Annotated in this window: 14 protein-coding genes and 2 pseudogenes; 2 read left to right on the forward strand and 14 right to left on the reverse strand. The window is 30.5% G+C overall.

Going from position 1 to position 21,964, the window contains the following annotated elements:
• Window positions 1-12 precede the first annotated feature (12 nt).
• From nrdR to MPTP_RS07300, 9 genes are all read right to left on the reverse strand, one after another.
• Window positions 13-498 carry a transcriptional regulator NrdR gene (gene nrdR, locus MPTP_RS07265; protein ID WP_013774480.1) on the reverse strand — a complete coding sequence of 162 codons (486 nt, stop codon included), beginning with the start codon at window positions 496-498 and terminating at the stop codon, window positions 13-15.
• Between the two features lie 194 nt (window positions 499-692).
• Window positions 693-1,289 carry a dephospho-CoA kinase gene (coaE, locus tag MPTP_RS07270; protein ID WP_013774481.1) on the reverse strand — a complete coding sequence of 199 codons (597 nt, stop codon included), beginning with the start codon at window positions 1,287-1,289 and terminating at the stop codon, window positions 693-695.
• Window positions 1,290-1,310: 21 nt separating this feature from the next.
• Entirely contained in the window at window positions 1,311-2,135 is an 825-nt protein-coding gene (gene mutM / locus MPTP_RS07275) for a DNA-formamidopyrimidine glycosylase (RefSeq protein ID WP_013774482.1), read from the reverse strand.
• A gap of 298 nt (window positions 2,136-2,433) precedes the next feature.
• The gene (polA, locus tag MPTP_RS07280; protein WP_013774483.1) at window positions 2,434-5,097 is read right to left on the reverse strand and encodes a DNA polymerase I; all 2,664 of its coding nucleotides are present in this window, start codon (window positions 5,095-5,097) and stop codon (window positions 2,434-2,436) included.
• Between the two features lie 905 nt (window positions 5,098-6,002).
• Complete coding sequence (locus MPTP_RS07285; RefSeq protein WP_127468723.1) at window positions 6,003-6,335, reverse strand: hypothetical protein; 333 nt, start codon at window positions 6,333-6,335, stop codon at window positions 6,003-6,005.
• Window positions 6,336-6,456: 121 nt separating this feature from the next.
• Window positions 6,457-7,461, reverse strand: coding sequence for a helix-turn-helix domain-containing protein (locus MPTP_RS07290; RefSeq protein ID WP_013774485.1), 1,005 nt, complete (start codon window positions 7,459-7,461; stop codon window positions 6,457-6,459).
• A gap of 196 nt (window positions 7,462-7,657) precedes the next feature.
• Window positions 7,658-9,844: a heavy metal translocating P-type ATPase gene (locus tag MPTP_RS07295; RefSeq protein WP_375782330.1), complete on the reverse strand. Its 2,187-nt coding sequence runs from the start codon at window positions 9,842-9,844 to the stop codon at window positions 7,658-7,660.
• 26 nt (window positions 9,845-9,870) lie between these two features.
• A complete protein-coding gene (locus MPTP_RS09730; RefSeq protein WP_013774487.1) occupies window positions 9,871-10,047 on the reverse strand; it encodes a hypothetical protein in 177 nt (58 codons plus the stop codon).
• Window positions 10,048-10,566: 519 nt separating this feature from the next.
• Entirely contained in the window at window positions 10,567-11,127 is a 561-nt protein-coding gene (locus MPTP_RS07300) for a hypothetical protein (RefSeq protein WP_013774488.1), read from the reverse strand.
• Window positions 11,128-11,337: 210 nt separating this feature from the next.
• Here MPTP_RS07300 and MPTP_RS07305 point away from each other — a divergent pair, with 210 nt between their 5' ends.
• Entirely contained in the window at window positions 11,338-12,075 is a 738-nt protein-coding gene (locus tag MPTP_RS07305; protein WP_013774489.1) for a helix-turn-helix domain-containing protein, read from the forward strand.
• A 96-nt stretch (window positions 12,076-12,171) separates the two neighbouring features.
• Here the strand turns inward: MPTP_RS07305 and MPTP_RS07310 are convergent, their stop codons facing one another.
• From MPTP_RS07310 to MPTP_RS07320, 3 genes and pseudogenes are all read right to left on the reverse strand, one after another.
• On the reverse strand, window positions 12,172-12,972 hold the full coding sequence (locus MPTP_RS07310; protein ID WP_013774490.1) for an epoxyqueuosine reductase QueH: 801 nt from the start codon (window positions 12,970-12,972) through the stop codon (window positions 12,172-12,174).
• 184 nt (window positions 12,973-13,156) lie between these two features.
• Window positions 13,157-14,472, reverse strand: a pseudogene (locus MPTP_RS07315) (hemolysin family protein).
• Between the two features lie 359 nt (window positions 14,473-14,831).
• Window positions 14,832-17,468 (reverse strand): annotated as a pseudogene (locus MPTP_RS07320) (cation-translocating P-type ATPase).
• Window positions 17,469-18,046: 578 nt separating this feature from the next.
• Here MPTP_RS07320 and MPTP_RS07325 point away from each other — a divergent pair.
• Complete coding sequence (locus MPTP_RS07325) at window positions 18,047-18,316, forward strand: helix-turn-helix transcriptional regulator (RefSeq protein ID WP_013774493.1); 270 nt, start codon at window positions 18,047-18,049, stop codon at window positions 18,314-18,316.
• Between the two features lie 327 nt (window positions 18,317-18,643).
• On the opposite strand, the gene queA is transcribed toward MPTP_RS07325, so the two are convergent.
• Both queA and MPTP_RS07335 read right to left on the reverse strand, forming a co-directional pair.
• Window positions 18,644-19,675, reverse strand: coding sequence for a tRNA preQ1(34) S-adenosylmethionine ribosyltransferase-isomerase QueA (queA, locus tag MPTP_RS07330; RefSeq protein WP_013774494.1), 1,032 nt, complete (start codon window positions 19,673-19,675; stop codon window positions 18,644-18,646).
• A 348-nt stretch (window positions 19,676-20,023) separates the two neighbouring features.
• On the reverse strand, window positions 20,024-21,850 hold the full coding sequence (locus tag MPTP_RS07335; protein ID WP_013774495.1) for an APC family permease: 1,827 nt from the start codon (window positions 21,848-21,850) through the stop codon (window positions 20,024-20,026).
• Between the last annotated feature and the right edge of the window lie 114 nt (window positions 21,851-21,964).

Consider the following 21,964-nt stretch of genomic DNA (forward strand, 5'->3'; position numbering starts at 1 on the left):
CGCGGTTTTCCTCTACTTTTCTTTCAATTTATCATCTGGTGATTTTGCTTTGTCTACAATATCTTGCAGTTCCTTTAAGAATACACTCATGTCTTTAAATTGGCGATAGACACTGGCAAAGCGAATATACGCGATGTCATCCAAATCAACAAGGTCTTCCATCACATATTCACCAATCAAATTGGTAGAAACTTCATTTTCTCCTAAATTACGTATTTTAATTTCTACATCATCAACAATTTTTGCCATCTGCTCCATGGCAACCGGTCGTTTTTCAGCAGATCGAACCAAACCACGCAAAATTTTTTCCCGACTAAATTCTTCGCGTTCACCATTTTTCTTAATAACTAATAAAGGAGTGGCTTCGATTCTCTCAAAGGTCGTAAAACGATAACCACAATTTTCACATTCACGACGTCTACGAATTACCCGACCATCTTCTGCTTGACGACTATCAACAACACGGGAATTATTGTGATGACATCTTGGACAACGCATAACTATTCACCTCACCTATACTAAAAATTAGTTTTATCGGTTTTATTATAACATGAAACACGAAAGATAGTAGTAAACAAATAAGCCATTAAAAGATTAAAAACAACCATTACATTTTTTCTAATTGAACTCACAAGTAACACTTCTTCAAATGGGCATTTTAATTCTCTTTATAACTAATAAGCAAATTATTCCTATTTACCAATGTGTTGTAGCCAATCTACTACTTGCTGCTCAGTTTCAATTTTAGAGCCACTATTATCAAACAAAATATTCGCTCGTTTTTTCTTCTCTTCAATTGACCATTGACTTTGAATTCTTTTTCTCGCTTCTTCCTTTGTTAGCTGTTCTCTTTTCATTAATCGCTGTTGTTGAATGCTTTCTGGCGTATAAACTACGGCCACTTTTTCCATATAGACTTCATAATGTCCCTCATAAAGTAGTGGTAAATCAACAACAATTAAAGAAGCATCTGTGGTTTTTGCTTCAGCAATTTGTCTAAGGATTTCTTTTTTTAAGAATGGTGCCATTCGTTGATCTAACAACCTACGTTTTTCCTTATTGTGAAAAATCAACTCTCCAAGTAACTTACGGTCTAGTTCACCATTTTTTTTCAGTATTTTTTTGCCAAAGGCTTGCTCAATCGCTGTTAATGCCGGTTGTCCTTTTTCAACGATCTGTTTGGCAATGCAATCACCATCTATAACTGGATAATGAAACTTTTTAAAGACATTTACTACAGTACTTTTTCCTGTTGCAATACCACCTGTAATGCCTAGTATCAGTTGCATAACATAGCTCTCTCTTCCTTTTTATAATTTTTGACAGTGAGGACAAAAATGTGTCCCACGTTGGGCGACTTTTATTTTTTGAATCGGTGTTGCACAACATGCACAAGGCTTATCTTTTTGTCCATAAACGTTTAAGGCTAGTTGGAAGGTTCCTGCTTCACCTAAAGCATTTAAATAACTACGAATAGTCGTTCCACCGGCCTTTACAGCTTGAGTTAAAATGTCAATAATTGCTTTATGTAATCGATTAACCTCAGAAACACTTAATGTATTTGCTGGTTTTTCTGGATGAATTTTAGCTGTCCAAAGTGCTTCATCCACATAAATATTTCCAAGACCAGTAACCAGTTTTTGTTCTAAGAGTAATGGCTTAATTGCTTTATGATATTTTGCTAGATTTTTTTGAAATTCTTCTACATGGAAAGTTTCAAGCGTTGGTTCAGGTCCCAAAAGAGCAATTCCTTTATATTCATTGCTTTTATCTTTTGGAATAAGCGCCATTCGCCCAAATTTCCGAATATCTAAATAACGTAATTGACTATCATCAGAAAACGTAAAGATCACATGAGTATGCTTGGTAATAGGGTCATCTTTTTGGTGAGTTTCATACTTACCTTCCATTCGTAAATGTGAAATTAAATCCCAATTTGTCAATTTGAAAATTAGAAATTTACCTCGACGGTCGATTCTTTTAATCTTTTGACCAATTAATTGTTTTTGAAAAGTTTCTACTTCTGGTTGTTCAATAATTCTTGACCATAAAACAGCAACTTCACAAATTGTTTTGCCTACAACTAATTGTGTCAATCCTTTACGTACAGTTTCAACTTCTGGTAATTCAGGCATGCTATTTCATTCTCCTCTGTTTATAGATTCTATAAAATTTTTTATTTTTGTCCTTCATTATGTATGTGTGCATGAATCTATCTAGTTCACTAAACTAGATCAATTAATCAAGCAATTATTTATTTTTCCAATATATAAATTTATTAATAATTTATGAGACTATTTCACACTACCCAGTGTGAATAGAAGGACTGAGACACCCATGGTCTCAGTCCAATTCTACTTTCCTTAAAAGATTTAAACAGCTAATAAAGCGATCCAATTTATAAAGAATACCATTATTTTTATACCGCTTATTTTATTTTGCTTCATACCAAGTTTTTCCCCAATTGCTGTCTGCAATTAATGGAACAGTTAAAGAAACACATTTTTCCATTACTTCTTTAACTATTTTATCGAGCTTTTCCAGCTCAGCAGCAGGAACTTCAAACACCAATTCATCATGAACTTGTAAAAGCATGGTTGCTTGTATATTTTCTTCTTTTAATCGTCTATCCATTTGAATCATTGCTATTTTTAAAATATCAGCAGCACTTCCCTGAATAGGTGTATTGATTGCTGTTCGTTCTGCAAATGAACGTAAATTGTAATTTCTGGAATTAATATCTTTTAGATAACGACGGCGATGATATAATGTTTCGACATAGCCCTTATCTTTTGCTTCACGAACAATTTCTTCCATATAGGTTTTAACAGATGGGTATTTATTAAAATACGTATCAATATATTGTTGTGCTTGTTGCCGACTGATCTCTAAGTTCTTAGAAAGACCATAATCACTGATGCCATAAACAATCCCAAAATTTACTGCTTTTGCTTGCCGACGCATATTTGGTGTAACTTCTTCAGGACTTGATAGATTGAAAACCCGCATCGCTGTACTTGCATGAATATCTTGCTGTTCAAGAAAAGCAGCTTTTAAGTGTTCATCATTTGAAATATGTGCAAGTACTCTTAATTCGATTTGTGAATAATCAGAAGAATAGATCAGCCAATCCTTCTCTCTAGGAATAAAAGCTTGACGGATTTTACGTCCTTCTTCTAAACGAATCGGTATATTTTGTAAATTAGGATCAACTGAACTTAAACGTCCTGTTTGTGTTAATGTTTGTAAATATCTTGTATGAACTTTATGGTCTGGTTGAATAACCTTTAATAATCCTTCTACATAGGTTGATTGAATCTTAGCTATCTGGCGATAGATCAGTATATCTTCTACAATCGGTGCTCTCTCTTTCAACTGCTCTAAAACATCTACAGCAGTCGAATATCCAGTTTTTGTTTTCTTGATTACTGGCAGTCCCATTTTTTCAAATAAAATTACTCCTAATTGCTTTGGTGAATTTATGTTGAATTCTTCACCTGCTTCTGTATAAATTTTCTGCTCAATTGCTTTCAACTGATCTGAAAATTCTCCTTGCATCTCTTCTAATCGATGTGCATCAACATGAATACCAGTAATTTCCATATCAGCTAAAATTCTGGATAAAGGCAACTCCATTTCTGAAAACAAATTTGCTTGATTTTTTTCCACCAAGTCAGCAGCCAATTTTTCTGATAAATACTCAATTGCCTTGATTTTATGTGCTAGATGATTATAAAAAATTTCTTTTTCTTGAGGAACCTTCTTTTTTGCGCCTCTATCATAAACCGCTTCGTCTGATTGAATATCTGTATATCCATATTGACGAGCAACGCATTCAATATCAGTATTTGTATCATTTGTATTTAATAGATAGGCGGCTAGCAAAATATCGAAAGAAATTCCTTGCATTTTTCCAACATAACGATTTAATGCTGTATAGGTACGTTTTGCATCATACACTTGTTTTTGACATGTTTCATCAAATAACCAGTCGATAAAAGCTTGTTCCTCAAACAACGCTAAGTTCTCTGTAACATAAATGGTTTGTTTATTGCCCCAAGCGATACCAATAATTGGAGATAAATGGTAGTTATCTTCTAACATTTCAACATATAAAGCCATATCTCCTTGAAACATTTCTGGTTTGAATGTATCAACTACCTGAAAGGCTATTTTTGTTAATGCAACTTCTTCTTCAGCTTCTTCTGTTTTTGTATCCAAATTTAATTTGCCAAGAAATTGCTTAAAATTCATTTCTCGATAAAACGGAACTAATTTATCTAAATTTTTTCCATGATAAACCAATTGATCAATCTCAACATTCACCGGGGCATCGGTGTCAATTGTTGCTAATTGTTTGGAAAGAAATGCTTTTTCTTTATCTCGGATCAAGTTTTCCTTTAACTTACTCGTTTTCATCTCATCAATATGATTATAAACACCTTCAACTGAACCATATTCCTTTAACAATTTAATCGCCGTTTTTTCTCCTACCTTGGTAACACCTGGAATATTATCAGAAGCATCTCCAGCTAATCCTTTGATATCAATAATTTGCTGAGGACATAAGCCGTCATATTTTTCAAACATATATTCTGGCGTACAAGATTCAATATCACTAACTCCTTTAACAGTAATATCCACCTTTATAGTATCTGTCGCTAGTTGTGTAAGATCACGATCTCCAGAAAGAATAACAACATCGTATTCTTCTTTAGGTACCTTGGTTGCTAAAGTACCGATAATATCATCTGCTTCATAGTTGGCTAGTTCATAATGTTTTACTCCAAGGCCTTCCAAAAGTTCTTTAATATAAGGCATTTGTTCTCTAAATTCATCCGGTGTTTTTGCACGACCTGCTTTATAATCTTCATACATAGCATTTCTAAACGTTGTTTTACCAGCATCAAAAGCAACCAATACATGTGTCGGTTCCTCTTTTGCCATTACGTTTTCAAACATCGTGTTAAAAGCATAAATAGCATTTGTATGTAATCCATTTTGGTTTTTAAAACGTTCTAATGAATTATGCAAGGCAAAAAAAGCACGAAAGGCTACACTGTTTCCGTCTACTAATAATAATTTTTTCTTTGTCATTTCTTTCCCCTCATCTTGAGCGTAAATGGCTTCTCTTTTATTTTAACAAAAAAAACAAAAGTTTGCAGTAATTGCCGAGAAAAATCGCCACTCTTTTATTTGTTCTTAAACAAATAAAAGAGTAGCAATAATAATTACTGCTTTATAAAAGAAATAAAGTTATTTCTACTTCGACTAACTGATTAACAAAAAATGCTTTAACATTTTTCTCTAATTTTCTATCTTTAAAAATAGCAACATTCCTTCAGAGTATCGATCAATTTTTTAAATTGTTTTAGTATCCATTAAAAACAATATACACTTTCTCCTCCTAAGCAGGTCAATTGTTAATGATAGATTGACACTAATAATTATTGGCCTAGGTAGGTTAATATTTCTGTTCATTTGCTTTTAACATTACTGAAAAAATAATCTTTTAGTTATCCTTTTTAGCTAGTGAACTAAACCAATTCAATAAATGATTAAAATTACTTTTTTACTTTTCAATGATGTTTATTAAAACTATTAACTAAACTAATACCTAAATAATTAGTTTAGCTAAATTAGTCTGCAATTGAATAATCCATTAAAATATTCTAGCAAGAGATTATTTTTTAACTCTTATTGATTTTGTTAAAGGATTTAAATAATACAAAAAATAAAAATACTTATTTGTATTGATCCTATATTATTAAAGAGGTAGAGAATGATAGAAAGCTTAAAAAATAATTTTTTATCTTATTAGGTCTTTTCAATAAATAGATATTGACCAATTAAAAAGCGAGGTTTAATGTCATTATTTACAAGTAAAAAACGAATAGTGTTTAAAATAATTAATATAAAATTTGAATGAATTATTGTTACATTATTTAGAATTATTTTAATGTCGGTTATTTAGTATTTAAAATTATTTTCAAGATAAACGATTATTTATTTTTCATCTTTTTATCCAATAACACATTTTCTAAATTCCTTAAAAACTGACTTGTAAGTTGCTTTGGTAATAAAAGTTTCGTTTGTTCATTGGTCTGTTGTATCTTACTTTTTTTAGTTACTAATAAAATATCTGCGTAGTCTATGGTTGATCTCTTTCTAGCATAAAGTATTTTCACATGCCATTGTCTTTTTAGATATTGCTGAATCTGACGACCTAAAAATCGTTCTTTTTCCCATGAAAAATCTGTCATAAAACAAATAAAATATTTCTGTTCATATAAATGAAGATTAGTAGCATTGGCTAATAAATAAAAATAATCCATCATCAAAATACTTTTATTTATTTTATTAGAAAAAAAGCAGTAGGATATGTCATTTCATTGACAAAATATTCTAAACGCTTAAAGGTCTCTGAGTAAGTCTGTTCTTTTTCCTGTCGTTCAATTAATTCAGAAAATGAAAAATTTTTGAATAGACTATAATAAAGATGAAGACGAAAAAATAAATGAAAGAATCATCTGTAAATATAAGCGGATATTCTCTAAATTGTTCCCTTAATTGCTTCATTATGTAAACCGTTAACTCAAATAATCGTGTTGGCTTTGTTTGTTGTTCATAAAACCATAAATCATGAAAACGACGTTTAAAAAAAGAGAAGAATTTAGCTTGTAAAATTAAATATAAAAATTGTATTTCTTCTGAAGGCAATCGTATTTTTTTTATAAACCAATCATAAAAAAGAACAAAATTATTAGATTCAGCTAATTGAAAAATATGAATTTCGTTTTGATCGATCTGCTTTTTCAATTCGAAACGCCATAAAAGAATAGCTACCATTTGAGATAACCAATGTCTTTGTGATACATTAATCATTAAACCAAAAAACGAACAACTCCATTCAACAATCCTTTTACTTTCAGTTGATTCATCTATCGATAATCCTAACCAGCGATAAAAAGAATGAATAAAATAACGAATTTGAAGTTCAGAACCGACCAATTGATAGTCTGCTCTTGTTATTATTAAACCAATTGAATTTAGCTGCCTTTGTAGTCTTGTTAAGCTTTTTCGCAAACTTGATTCACTAATTCCATAAATATATGTCGCTTTTCCTAGATTAATTGTATTTTTCTCAATAACCTGTTTAAGCAACCAAATATCAGGAATATTTTGCAAGAATTGCAAACGAAAATCTAAAAATGCACCACTTCTTTTTTCTTCAATAATTAAATAGCCAGTAGATGAAATATTCACCATTAAATTTTTTTGAAATTCGTAATCTTTAATCAATGCTTGAATTCTATTCACATAACGATAAAAAGTTTTCTTACTAATCAATAATTGCTCAGTAAATTTTTTTACACAGATTGGTTGCATGGTGTAAAATCCTTCATCAAGAATTTCTAAATATTTTTGTATTTCAAATTTCAGTAATTTATTAAAATTCATGTTATCTAATATGCTCCTTTCATGAAAATTTAATAGAGCATATCATAAAATAGAATAATTTATTTGGCAAAAATTCTAACTTTTCATTCATTAATTGATAAATGAATAAATATTTTATTTATTATAGAAATTTTTTCAAAAAAACAGACAGAAAAATTTAACTTTTTATCTTTTTTCTGTCTGATTTTTATTTCTATTAAAGATTGGTTTCTTCACCATGAATTTTTAGTGTTAACGCATTAATAGCTACAATAATGGTACTTAAGGACATAAATAAAGCACCAATCATTGGACTCAAAACAATTCCTATAGGTGCCAGTATTCCTGTCGCCAACGGGATGGCAAAAATATTATAACCGGCTCCCCACCAAAGATTTTGAATCATCTTTTTACGTGTTTGTTTTGCTAGATCAAAAAATCGAAGAATATCAATTGGATTGCTGTTTGTTAATACAACATCTGCTGATTCAATGGCCACATCGGTTCCTGCACCAATTGCAACCCCAATTGTTGAAGCAGCTAAACTTGGAGCATCATTAATGCCATCTCCTACCATCATCACTTTTTTTCCTTCGTTTAAGTATTTTTGAACCAATTTTTCTTTATCTTCTGGTAATAAATTACTATAATATTCAGAAATGGCCAACTGTTCAGCCACATTTTTTGCTGCTATTTCGTTATCTCCAGTTAGCATTACTGGGGTAATTTTTTGTTTTTCCAATTCTTGGATGAATCTCTTGGATTCTTTTTTTATTTCATCGCCTAAAGCAATAAGTGCAACCAATTGTTTTTCAATAATCAAATAACTTATCGTATTTCCCTGCTTTTGATATTTTTGTTTGGTAGCTAGATCAACAGTAAACATCAATCGTTCAATTTCTTTTTCATTTACAATTTTTACAATCTTGCCATTTACTTTACCTGAAATTCCAACTCCAGATATATTTTGTTGATTTTCACTTTGATAGGATTGAATCTTCTGTTTATTTAAATCATTCATAATCCCAACTGCAAGTGGATGATTTGAGTTTTTCTCCAATGCACCAATATACTTTAACACTTCTTTTTCATCATACGTATTTGTTAAAATTTCTAGGCCGACAACTGTAAATTTTCCTTCTGTTAATGTACCTGTTTTATCTAACAAAACATAGTTGATACTATTTGATTGTTCTAAAGCATTTCGATTTTTAATCAGTAGACCATGTCTGGCACCAATAGAAGTACTTCGAGCAATAACTAGAGGAATAGCAAGCCCAAGTGCATGCGGACAAGCAATAACAAAAACTGTGACCATCCTTTCAAATGTCATAGCGATATTTCTTGTAATTAGAAACCAAACAATAAAAGTTCCAATTCCTGCAAATAATGCAACATAAAACAGCCATTTTGCTACCTTATCAGATAAAGATTCCAATTTTGATTTTCTAGTTTGTGCCTGTTTTACCATTTCCATTACTTGTGCTAAGTAGCCACTTTTTTCGGTACCTGTTACCGCTATTTCAATTGTTCCACTTCCATTGACTGAACCACCAATAATTGTATTCCCTTCTTTTTTTGGTACACTCCTAGCCTCGCCTGTAACCATGGACTCATCAACCGAGGTACTGCCTTTAATAATTTTTCCATCAGCAGGCATCTTCTCACCTGCTTGAACAATTAGATGGTCTCTTTCTTTGACTTCATTTAAAGGAATGTCTTCTTGATGATTGCCATTTAACCGATGAGCAGAGTTTGGTAATAATTCAGCAATTTTTTGTAGTGCACCACTAGCATTAGAAACAGCATTCATCTCAATCCAATGACCTAATAGCATAATATCAATTAATGTCGCCAGCTCCAAAAAGAAATTCATCGTATGACCTGAAGTAAATTGATTGACAATAAACGCATAGATACTATAAACATAAGAAACAGAAATGCCCATGGTAATTAAGGTCATCATTGCTGGATTTTTTTGTTTTAATTCACTTTTAGCGCCACTAAAAAATGGTTGACCACCATAAAAAAATAAAATAGTCGCAAAGAAAAGAACAACCCATTCGGAATAAGTAAAATTAAATTGAAAAGGCAATCTCATACCCATCATTTTTGAAAACAACAAAATGGGAATAGATAATACAACAGAAATCCAAAAACGAATTTTAAAGTTTCCCATATGCATATGCATACCTGACATGCCAGACATCTCTTCATCCATATTCATATGGTCCATGCCAGACATATTTTTATGTATATGATTCATTCCTGACATGTCAGGCATCGCTTGGTTTGAATGATTATTGTCTGAATTTTTATGATCCATAGGCATATTTTGCATGGTTGATGTGTCAGACATATGCCTATCTGTCTTTGTTGCTACCTTATTATATTGTTGATTCATCATAGGCATTGCGCTATTTTGTTGCTTCATATTTTGATTATTCTTATTTTCTTGATCAGTTGTAGATGGATTCTGATTTTTCTTTTTTTATCATCAGGTATTCCAGTTTGAGTTTGATCCTGATTTGTCATCTGATTATCATTGGTTGTATTTTCACTTGGATGATTTGTTTCTGAAGTTTTTTTCTCTCCATTATCTGCCATGTTTGGTGACTACCTCCCTATATTAATAAGAAAAATTCAATTTTTTATTTATTCTTCTTAATCATTTCTATTTTTTGATGTTTAAATCGGGATAAATCTATTCATTCTTCTAGAAAGTTTAACATAATGAATAAAAACAAAGAAATAATCTGCTTAATTTAAAAATATAACCTATAAAAATAAATGGAATATTTGAAAATAATAAGCAACCTTTTCAATTTAACAGAAAATGATTTCTATGTATATTCATTATCAACTTATTTTTAATAGAGTATTTATGATAAATATAACTAATAAATAACAGATAGTAAACAATGCTTTATTGTTTACTATTATTTAAGAGATTAATCACTTCTATAACTATCCTTTTTAAGTGAAATAAGCATTTGTCAAACTAGATTTTTTTATCTTCAAATTTAATTAGAAACAATTTATCTTTATACCAAAAAGACAAAACGATTCAATCTTAATTTACTAATTATTTATTTAGAATTATGCAAAATTCGTTGTTGTTATAACTTAAAACCAAAGATAATTTTTTAATAACCATTTGTAATATTGTCTTTTTCTTCTATAATAATTCAATTGAACTTGAAATTGATCAAACCAATAACGAAGATAAGTTTTTCTTTCTTCTGTACAAATAATTAAATAAAATTGTTTAATTGTTTTTCTAGTCGGTTCATATTTTTTTCTGTATCCCCCAGTTAAACCAAAAAGAAGGGAAAATCCTTGATGTTTATCTTTAATTGGCGAATGTTTTAATAAACTGACTTTCTTTCTATGAATACTATAAAGCCATTCTTCAAGTTCTATCTGTTCTAGTGCTTGTTGAATAATATAGTTAGACAATCGTGTCGCTTCCATTTTTACAATTTGATTGTAAATATTACTTGCATAATCAATACCTCTATGAAAAATATTAGCACAGAAGGTTATATTGACAAAATATTCATATTGTTCAATCAATTGTTGTTTATTTAAATGTTCACTCGTTTGTTTTTGCTGTTTATGCAATTTTGTGTAAATTTGATTGGTTTGTTGATTTTTCCATCTTTCAATTTGTCTTATTTTTCTCATTGCTCTCCTCCTTATTATGAATAAATTTCGGTAAAAATATAAAAAAATAAAAATACAAATAAATTTTTTGTAAAATAATAAAACCTTTTAATATTGAATTTTTTTCGGTAAATAAATCATACCATTTTACTAAAAAATCCACAAGAAAAACTAACAATAAATATGAAAAATATGCTATAGTTAAAATTGTCTATTAGGGGAGGAAGTAAAGTGAAAATAGAATTGGCAGAAGCAGGCGAAAGAATTAAAAAAATTAGAAAACAACACAACTACTCAATGGCTGCTTTTTCAAAACTAATTGGGAATTCAAGTGCAAGTACAGTAAATAATTGGGAAAAAGGCAATAACCTACCAAATAAAGAGCGTTTAGAAAAGATAGCAATTTTGGGCAATACAACAGTAGAGTGGATTTTATTTGGTGATCTATCTGATTATGTTGTTCATCTCATTAAAGATACCATGCAAGAAAACGTAAAAAATGCACTTTTTATTGATCAGTTAATGACGTTAATTCAGAAAAAACAGTTGTCTTATTATGATGATTTGGAAATTTTAGCTCTTGCTAGACAATTAGAAAATGATAAAAAAATCGGCAATTCTATTGATTATAAATTGCCAGAGGAAAAAGATTATCAAATCTTGTCAGAAGAATATACACAATATCATAGTCGAAAAAAGAGCATAGAAAAAGAACAATTACTTGTTACTATTGAAAAAAAGATCTATGAATCAAAAAATAGCCAACAGATTACAGATATCTTTATCACTTTATGTCATTTACTCGACCAATCAACAATTAATCAAAATTTATCACCATTCAATGATTTTTTAAAGCAATTGTCTGATTATGCAAAACTGCTTGACAACAAAGCTCATACTCAAGAAAAACTCACTGAGTTACAGATAGCTGCCAAAACATTTATTAAGGAAATAGAATTATCGAAGTAAAAGCTAGCTATTATTATAAAAATCAAATAAAACTGCTTTTTCTACTACTTATATGACTAGAGAATGGTAAGAGGTTCATTGCAATCAATGTTTAGGTTAAGAATGAATAGTTATTTGTTTTTTCATCTCTTCCAAAAATGCTTTTCTTTCCATATGAATTGCTTGTTTTAGATCTATACCTTGTTCTTTCAAATAAGCTTTTGCCTCTTTATTCCTTTCCTTTAAATCTACTTCTTGCTGCTTTGCTGCAAATAGACAGCCACAATAGCATTGTCTATAAACATCATATTCTTTACACATTTCAATCGAACGTTTATATCCATTATTTTTCTTAAAATCACCCGGCAAATAATGTGTATCAAAAAACTTTTGAATATCAATCCCTATTTCATTAATCTGTTGACTATTTTTCATCGGTGAGATAGTGAGTGCTGTGCCAAAATAATCAAAACCATCCGCTTGAGCCTTTTCCGCCACTGCATCTAACCGTAGATGAAAACAAGCTGTACAACGAGCACCTCCTTCTGGTTCTTCTGCTAATTCTTTTTCTTGAACCATTTGAATAAATTGATTAGGTTCATAAGGAGCAGCAATAAAGTTGACTTGATTGTTTGTTTTGTGATTAAAATCTTCAATAAATTTTTCTTGTACAAGCTTTCGACGTGCATATTCAGTAGCTGGATGAATATTTGTATTCGCAAAGTAAATTGTTACATCTGCATATTGAGTCAAATATTCTAATGTGTAGGTACTGCAAGGTGCACAACAACTATGAAGTAAAACTTTTGGCCGTATTTCCGCTATTTGCCATTCAGCAATGACCTTTTTGAGTACTTGATCATAATTTATCTTTTGATTGGACGAAAACTTTTCTAATACTTCTTCTATATCAATCATACTATTTTTTCCTTTTCTTTTTGAAGTTTTATTTAGTTTAGGTACTTCATTTATTTTAGTATTTATACGTGATTATTCAATTAGCTAGTATCCAAGCTATCAAATCATCGTCTGTTCAATTGACTATTTTTAAATGATTCCCTATTTTTTCTTAATTAAAAAACTAGCTGTCAAAAGCTTTTCTTTATAACTGCTTTTTTGTAGGTTCAGTCGTTCGTCGGACCTTAATATAGTTGATATGTGCATTTTCATAATCAATCACTTCAAAAGTAAAGGGAGCAAAGGTAAAAATCTGTCCAGCTTTTATTGGTATTTTTGCTTGTTCAACAATAAAACCAGCAAGAGTATTCATTTTTGAAATTTCAAAAATTTTTAATTTTACATGGAAGTAACGTTGAAAATCATCTAATGTTAATTTACAGAAATAATATAACTACCATCATCTTTTTTATTGATAAATGAATTTTCAAGATCTGTTTCATCACGAATATCTCCTACCAATTCTTCAAGAATATCTTCCATCGTTACCATACCACTAGTTCCACCATATTCATCTTTCAAAATGGCGATATGTTTTCCATTTTTACGCATTAGTGTTAATAAATATTGGATTGGTGTAGAAGCTAAAACGATAATTGGTTCTTCTACCAATTGATCAAGAATTTGATTTTTATCTTGAAATGATGCTTTAATTAAATTTGACAATGTAACATAACCAACAATATCATCTTTTGATTTTCGAATAACTGGATATCTAGTATGTCCCTGTTCCAGTGAATGCTGAATCGCTTCCTCAACCGTTTCATCTGATTCCAAAACTTCCATAGCCGTTCGATCAATTTGAATTTCTCTAGCTAAAGTATCTTCAAATTCGAATACATTTTCTAGATAATCGTATTCTTCTTTGGTAATTTCCCCACTTCGATAGGACTCAACAGCAACCAAAAGAAGTTCATCTTGTGTTAAAATTTCTTCTCCCTCGGTAACTAAAGGAATACCAATTAATTTTCCTAAACGTGCAGCAGAATGATTTAACAACCAAATAAATGGATACATAAGTTTATAAAAATAATGGAGTGGTTTAACAATCGCTAAAACAACCTTTTCTGTTTGCACAATGCTATAACTTTTTGGTAATAACTCGCCCATTACAACATCAACATATATCACGATAATGAATCCCAAAGTAATAGAAATCGTTCGTGCCGCTGTATTTCCAAATGGCAAATTTACGATAAGCGGATGTAGTAAATCAGCAACCGATCCTTCTCCAACCCAACCAATAACCAACCCTGTCAAGGTAACACCTAGCTGGCTAGCTGATAGATATGCATCTAGATGATGTGTAACTTGAAAAGCTAGTTCAGCATTTTTAACTCCTTCATTTTTCAGTTGTTCTAAACGAGAGATTCTAATTTTAACTAAAGCAAATTCACTTGCTACAAAAAATGCAGCAACCATAATCATGGCAATTAATATAATAAAATTTAATATAAGCATCTTACCCACACTCCTTCATCCTATAAAGATAAAATTATATAGAATTATTTCCATTTTATTGATAAAAATTAGACTAGAAATGTTACTATCATTAATTTATTTTTTATTTCTGATATTTTAATTTTTATCATTACCTGACATGTAAAAAAATGATTTGCCTTATTCATTATAACAATGATAAATAAGTTTAGCGAACAAAATATGGTAAAATAAATGATTGTACGAATCTATTAAATATAAATTTATTTAATAAAAGGAGCAAATTAAAAAAGTTGAAAGAAATAAATCTCTGATCTTCATTCAACTTTTTTAATTTGGTTTTTAAATAAGAAACTGTATATTATTTAACTTGCATTCATTTAATCATTTTTATCATTGGGTGTATAATGAAATTTAACTAATTCATTAATAAAATTAGGGATGAGTGACAGGAAAATCACTAATAACCAATGATTTAAGCTAATTGGCACTAAATAAAATAATTCTTGTGTAACAGGCAATAAAGCAATCAAGGTGGTAATAGCAATGGCTAGAATACTCATTTCAACTAATGATTTATTACTTGATAACTTTATTTTAAAAATAGATTCACTACTTCTAACATTAAATACATGTAAAATAGAAGAATAAGCAAGAATTAAAAATGCCACTGTTTGTCCCACTGCTTCACTTGGTTTAAGCCAGTGAGAAATTTCATTCACATTCGCACCAATGTAAAAACCAAGTAACGTAATGATGGTAAAAATAATTGTATTCATTAAAATTTGCCGCCATAACTTTTTAGTAATGATTGGGCCGTTTTTTGGCAAGGGTGCAGCATCCATAATATCTTTTTCAGCAGGTTCTTTTCCTAATGAAAATCCTGGTAATCCATCTGCAACGACATTAACAAATAATAATTGTACAGCATAAAAGGGTGCACCCCAGCCAAGCAACATTGCAATCAATACAATAAAGATTTCAGAAATATTACAACTTAACAAAAAATTGATAGCTTTTTGAATATTTCTATAAACGGTTCGTCCTTGTGCTACTGCATCAACAATCGTTGCAAAATTATCATCAGTCAGAATAATGTCTGAAGCATTTTGTGCAACATCTGTTCCGGTAATCCCCATAGAACAACCAACATCACTTGCTTTTAACGCCGGTGCATCATTCACACCATCTCCAGTCATTACCACAGTAGCATTGGTTCTTTGCCACGCTTTAACAATACGGATTTTGTCTTCAGGTGTAACACGTGCATAAACAGATAAATGCTTGACTCGTTGATCCAGTTCTTCATCCATCATTCTTTTCAAATCAGCGCCTGTTAAGGTTTCTGACTTAGAATTTAGAATTCCTAATTCCTAAGCAATGGCACTAGCAGTAACTACATGATCTCCTGTGATCATCACTGTTTTAATTCCTGCCTTTTTAGCTCTTTTAATCGCCGCTTTACTTTCTGGTCTCGGTGGATCAATAATACCAATTAAGCCTAATAAATGTAAGTTTTTTTCAATAGATTCAGTGGTAACATCGGTTGGTTTTTTATCATAAATCGCATAACCAACAGTAATTACACGCAAAGCATGCTTACCAAAGCGATCATTAATAATCGATGCTTGTTCAATATCCCCATGGCAAAAACGTGGTGCCAATACGTCAAAAGCCCCCTTGGTAATAGAAAGATACTTTTCTCCCATTTTATGTATGGTTGTCATCATTTTTCGTTTTGAGACAAAGGGAATTTCATCAATCCGTGGATATTCTTTCTCTAATTCTGCTTTTGTATGATAATTTTCTTCTACTATGCGAACAATTGCCGCTTCAGTTGGATTTCCACGAACAATTACATTTCCTTCTTCATTCTCAACTGAAACATCTGTGCACAAAGCAGCCATTTTTAATACATTCATTGCTTCATCGGTCATTGTATCCTCTGTGTCAATAGCTTCGTTCCCACTATACCAAACTCTACGGACATGCATTTTATTTTGAGTTAAGGTGCCTGTTTTATCTGAACAGATGACTGTCGTTGTACCTAATGTTTCTACAGCTGGTAATCTACGGATAATTGTATGCTTTTTGGCCATTTTTTGTACGCCATATGCCAAGGTTAGAGTAACAATAACGGTTAAAGTTTCTGGTACAGCTGCCACTGCCAATGAGATTGCAGTAATAAACATTTCTAATAAAGGTTCATTTTGTAATGTTCCTAATAGAAAAACAAAACCTGCTGCCAATAAAGCTAACAAGCTAATTCTTTTTCCAAGTTGATCTAATTTTTTTTGCATAGGTGTTTTTTCATTGGTATTTTCATTTAAAAGGCCAGCGATTTTTCCCATTTCTGTTTGCATTCCTGTTGCTGTCACAATAGCCTGTCCTCTTCCATTGACTACCGTACAACCTTTGAAAACCATATTATGCTGATCACCAATCGATTGTTCTTTTTCACCTACATAATTAGCATCTTTTTCTACCGGCTCACTTTCTCCTGTTAAAGCAGATTCTTCTACCCTTAATTGCATTGTCTGTGTTAATCTAGCATCAACTGGAATCATTGCTCCGACTTTTAAGGCAACTAAATCTCCTACAACTAATTTTTCTGCATCAATTTTTTCAATTTTTCCATCTCGTAAAACCAAACAGCTTTGTTTATTCATCTCTTGAAGCATTGCTAAAGACTTTTCTGCATTTCCTTCCTGAACAATTGTTAAAACAGCATTAATAATAACAATAGCAATAATTAAAATTCCTTCAAAACAATCACCATGACTTGTGGCAATCGTAGTGTAAAATGAAATAATCGCTGCAATCAGTAAGATAATCGTGGTAAAACCTGATAGACTATATAGTAATTTTTTGATAATTGACTCTTTTGGTTTTTCTTCAAATTCATTTTTTCCATATTGTGCTAGACGATCTTCTGCCTCCTTTTGAGACAATCCTTGTGTAACATTGCTATTTAACTCATTTTTTACTTGATCAATAGATTGTTTGTATGCTTCCATCCTATTCCCCCATTTTCCTTCTATTATATAGTATATATCTCCAGCTATCTTCTTTCACTATAGCATGAAAACTAGAAATGATTCAAACATCAATACTTCATTTTCAAACAAAAAGCTATTTTTGTTTGAAAAATTTATATTAACTAGAATGGGTAATTGATAAAAAATATAAAACAATTTATTTAATTTTAGAATCAATTGTCTTAAATATTTGATTATTTTTCCAACTTTAATAATTTAAAAAAATTAAACTATTCAATAAATAATTAGCAACAAAAAGAATATAATTACTTAATAAAAAAACATAGGAATTTAAAAATCTAAAAATAAATCTGAAAAAAATAACAAACGTAAATTTTAAAAAAAGTTTAAATTTATCATACTATACAATCAAAAAACTGAATACGTTTACAAAATGCAAAAAAAACTATTTATACTAATTTTTAAAAAAAAATTGTAAATTTAGCAATATTTTTTTAAAAAAACTGATATGTATATTTGTAACACAAAATAAGATATGTTATATTTGCTATGCACATTTTTATTTAATATTATAAATATATAAGGAGGGGATTCAATTGCCAAAGAAAAAGAACTCAGCTTTCGATAGTTCAATTCATGTATACCGTGCTATGAAACGTATGACACAACAAGAATTAGCGAATCGCGTAGGTGTATCAAGACAAACAATCATTCAACTTGAACGGAACAAGTACAATCCATCTTTACTTTTAGCCCATGATATTGCTGATGTTTTCGGTGTAACGATTGAAGATATCTTCACTTTCAAAAAATTGACAGATAATGAAAATAGCACAGAGCAAATGAACGATTCAAAAGAAAATTAAAATAATAAAAAAGAGGCATGGAACAAAGGAAAATTTGTTTCACGCCTCTTTTATTCTGTAACATAATCATTTATCAAAATTTATAGCAATAGAATTGCTAGTAATCATAGTAATCATTAAACAATTAATAAAAAAATAAATAAACACTAAATAATAAATAAATTATTAATCCTAATCGTCTTTATCTATATTTTTTAATTAATAAATTCTAAAATAATCTTTGATGTATATTTTTTAAAAATAATTATCTTTGATGATTATTTCATCTATTCAAAAAAGAGAAATTAATGAAACAATACAATGATAATCGATTTCTCCTTTTACTTATTAATGGATAAACATTGCATCACCAAAACTGAAAAATCGATAATTTTCTTTAACGGCATGAGTATAGGCACTGAAAATAAATTCTCTATCAGAGAAAGCACTAACCAACATAATCAGTGTGGATTTTGGCAAATGAAAATTTGTTATAAAAGCTTGTACTATCTTAAATGTGTATCCCGGTTTTATAAAAATATCTGTCCAACCACTATCTGCATGAATTTCACCATTAAACTTTGAGCCAATCGTTTCCAATGTACGAATAGAAGTTGTTCCAACTGCAACAATTCGACCGCCTGTCTGGCGTACTTCATTTAACTGAGCAGCGGCGTCTTCTGTTAGACGGTAAAATTCACTATGCATTTTATGTTCTTCAATATGCGCAACATTGACTGGTCTAAAGGTACCAAGTCCAACATGTAATGTCAGATAAACGAGCTTAATTCCTTTTTTTTCAATTTTTTCTAATAATTCCTCTGTAAAATGTAATCCAGCTGTAGGTGCAGCAGCGGAACCAGTTTCTTTTGCGTAAACAGTCTGGTAACGATCTGGATCTTCCAATCGTTCTTTTATATAGGGTGGTAATGGCATTTCACCTAAAGATTCTATGATTTCCAAAAATATTCCATTATAATCAAAGGTAACAATACGACCTCCATGCTCTAATTCTTCCTTGACAGTTGCTTTCAAACGACCATCACCAAAAGTAATTTCTGTTCCAACCTTTGCTCTACGTGCTGGTTTAATCAAGACTTCCCAGTTATCTCCAGCTGTATTATTCAGTAATAAAACCTCTAAATGTCCACCTGTTTCTTTTTTTTCACCATATAAACGTGCAGGCAATACTTTCGTGTCATTCATGACAAGTGCATCTCCTGAATTTAATTCATCAATTATTTCATAAAAGTGCTTATCTTCCATTTCCTTCGTTTTTTTATTGAGAACTAGCAAACGTGAACTTTCTCTATTTTCTAAAGGTGTTTGGGCAATTAATTCTTCTGGTAAATAAAAATCAAATTCTTCTGTGTTCAGCATCTTTTTCCTACTCCTTTATCTTCCTTGTATTTTATCATGTTTCATTATGACTGACCAGTCATGCTTACAAGATAAATTAAACATGAATCTGCTTCTTATCTACGTCACCAAAACAGTAATAAAAAATCCTTAATGGATCATTAAGAATTTATTTTTTACTTTTACTAGTTTTTTACAACAAAACATCTATAAATTAGAAATTTATAAATAAGTATATTTCAGTGAATTTTAATTAAAGAATTCCTAAAAATTTATCTAAATTAAAAGCTGTAAATTTCTAATTCAAAAATAGAGAAACCAAGTATTAGTAAAAAGCATAACTTTCCTAATACTTGGTTCTTTTATTTGTTATTTTTTCAAATGATAATTATAGGTAGCAATAATAATATTCTCCCGCCAAGCTAAACGTAGGCGTAATCGTAAGCTAGTTTGATTATGTAAAATATTCTGCCAAGTACGATTAGGAACAAATTGCGGTACCAAGATTGTTGTACTATAATTATATTTTACAGATTTTTTACTTACAAGATCAACATAGCGCAAGATTGGATGTTGTAATGAACGATAAGAAGAATGAACAATTGACAAACGAACATCAGGGAAATATTTTTTAAACTCCGCCTGTATTTCCTTTTCTTTTTCAACATTTTCATTCATTGAAACATGCATAGCTACGACATAATCACCAATTGATTTTGCATAATTCAATGCACCTATATCTACTCTAGTAACATTTCCAACTAACACAATCACAGTATTGCCATCAAATTCATGTAGTTTAGCATCTTTTTCTAAACGTAGTTGTTCTGCAACATTTTTATAATGCCCATGAATCTTATAAAAGACATAAAGTAATGCTGGCATGATAATGAAGAATGGCCAAATATCACCTAAACGGAAAACAAATAAAATAACAATAATTGAAAAAGAGATAAATGCACCAACAATATTTGCTAGTGATTTTCCAATCCAATTTTTTGTGTTCTTACGCCATCTGATAATCATTCCAGTTTGTGATAGAGCAAATGGAATAAATACACCAATAGAATAGAGAGGAATCAATCGTTCAGTTGAACCTTGAAAAATCAATAATAGAAGTATAGAACCGGTTGCTAAAGTAATAATACCATTAGAATAGCCTAAACGATCTCCCCTATCCATATACATATGTGGCATAAATTTGTCCTTTGCTAAATTATATGCTAGTACTGGAAAAGCAGAAAATCCAGTATTTGCTGCCACTGCTAAAATCAAAGCAGTTGAAAATTGGAAAATATAATATAAAATATTATGACCAAATACAGCCATTCCAATTTGTGATAATACTGTTACTTCTTTTTTAGGAATAATACCATACCAATAGTTGATAAAGGTAATTCCTACAAAAAAGAAGCCTAGGATAAGAGCCATCAATGATAAAGTTGCCGCAGCGTTTTTTGCTCTTGGCTTTTTAAAAAATGGAACTGCATTACTAATAGCTTCAACCCCTGTTAAAGAAGAAGAACCAGAAGAAAAGGCTCTTAATATTAGTGCAATGGAAATTCCAGGTACCACCGCTCCAGGAGCTGCAGTCGCATTTAAAGGAACCATTCCTGTTGCAATTTTAAACAAGCCTACTACAATTAGTAGCGCAATCACACAGACAAAAGCATAGACAGGAAAAAGCAAAAAGTTCGCTGATTCTCTTAACCCACGCAGATTCATCAACATAAGTAATAATACAATTATAATTGATATGATCACTTGATGACCATACAAGGCAGGAATTGCTGAGGTAATTGCTTCAGCTCCAGCGGAGACAGATACAGCTACGGTCAGCATATAATCTATTAATAAAGAACCTCCTGCAATTAATCCCATATTTTTCCCAAGATTTTCACTACTTACAACATAGGCGCCACCACCTTCAGGATAAGCATGAATAATTTGCCTATAAGATAATGTTAGTGAAGTTAGCAAAACAATAACTACAGCTGCAGTAGGTAAAGAATACCAGATAGCAGAAGTCGACAACGCTACCAGAACAACAACAATTTGTTCAGTACCATAAGCAATGGAAGATAATGCATCAGATGAGAGTAGAGCCAATGCTGTGAATTTACTTAATCTATGTTCATCATCATTTCCAGCTGATTTTAAAGGTTTTCCAATAAAAAGACGTTTTAAATAATCCAACTCTATCACTCCTTTTTTGTAACAAATCTACTATATGCTACCTTTCCCATCTTGAAAAGTCAATGCATTTTTCTTTAAGTTCTTTACAAAAATTTTTAATTATTTTTTATTAGA

Source organism: Melissococcus plutonius ATCC 35311, from assembly GCF_000270185.1.
Classification (GTDB): Bacteria; Bacillota; Bacilli; order Lactobacillales; family Enterococcaceae; genus Melissococcus; species Melissococcus plutonius.